Origin of the sequence: Methylobacterium sp. WL103 (assembly GCF_008039885.1) — a bacterium.
GTDB lineage: Bacteria > Pseudomonadota > Alphaproteobacteria > Rhizobiales > Beijerinckiaceae > Methylobacterium > Methylobacterium cerastii.
In genome coordinates this window covers 1-1,161 of sequence record NZ_VRUX01000930.1, presented here as the reverse complement: position 1 = coordinate 1,161, position 1,161 = coordinate 1, and the positions used below count along the sequence as shown (strand labels likewise).

Genomic DNA, 1,161 nt, shown 5'->3' with positions numbered 1-1,161 from the left:
GGCGCGGGCCGCGCGCAGGCGGGTGATGCGCGCCGCGATCTCGGCGGGCTTGCGCTCGTCGAGCAGGATCGCGACCACGACGATGTCGGGCTGGCGGATCAGGCAGCGGGCGAGGTCGATCGCGATGCGCATCTCGACCGGAATCGCGCCCTCGCCCGCGACCGAGCCGGTGCCGGCGCTGCCGGGTTCGACGCGGCTCTCGAGCCCGAGGCGGTAGACCGAGGCCTCCAGGCCCTCCTCGGTCAGCACCCGCCGGACGATCGCGCGCACCCGCGGCTCGGCGCCGGCCTCGCCCTGGCTGACGCGGCCGAACAGCAGGTTCTCCTCGACGCTGGCCGCCGGGTTGATCCGCGTCGGATCGTAGAACTCCACAGCCGCGGCGAGATACGACGGCAGCATCCGCGCGAAGGACTGGCGGGCGGCCACGAGCCTCTCTTCGAACGCCGGATCGATCAGGCCGAAGCGGTGGCGGGTTTCGCTGTAGCGCAACGCCAGACCGATCAGCCGCTCGCGGTCGCGCTGGCCCGCCGGGCCGCGACGCAGGGCGACCGCGCTCGGCTGGCGCACCACCAGATCCTCGAAGTAGCCGCGCTCGTCCGCCGGGAAGAGGGAGAACGCATCGAACAGCGGATGGTCGTTGGGCAGCTCGGCGAAGATCTCGACGGTGCTCCGCGCGACGGCGAGGCCGATCTCGGTGAGCGGGCGGACGAGGTCTTCCGCCTCCAGCACCGCCCGCATGTAGGGATGCCGCGCCAAGCGCTTGGGCGCGAAGGTCGGGCCCACCGGCTCGCCGAACAGGATGTTCTCGCCGACCGTCGCCTGATGGTTGTAGCGGGCGGGATCGAACGGCTCGACCAGGCGCTCGGCCCCCTCGGCCCGAAGCACCGCCCGCATCGTCGCGCGGGCGGCCACCAGGGCGCGGGCGAAGTCCGGCGCAGCAATGGGATCGACCCGGCCGAGGAGGCCGCGGGCGTAGGCGAAGGCGTCGAGCCCGGTGATCCGCAGGATCTCGACGAAGGCGGGCTGGTCGGGGGCTGCCGAGGGATCGGCGCCGTAGAGGATGTTGGCGCGCAAGCTGCCCTCGACCAGGATCGCCTCGCCGGCCGCGAACGCGATGCGCCGGGCGCGGTCGGCGGCGTCGAACCCTCCGAGATCGTGCCC

The 1,161-nt window shown here is 73.4% G+C and carries 1 pseudogene; it reads right to left on the bottom strand.

Going from position 1 to position 1,161, the window contains the following annotated elements:
• Nucleotides 1-1,161: pseudogene (locus FV222_RS26805) on the bottom strand (ABC transporter ATP-binding protein); the annotation flags it as partial.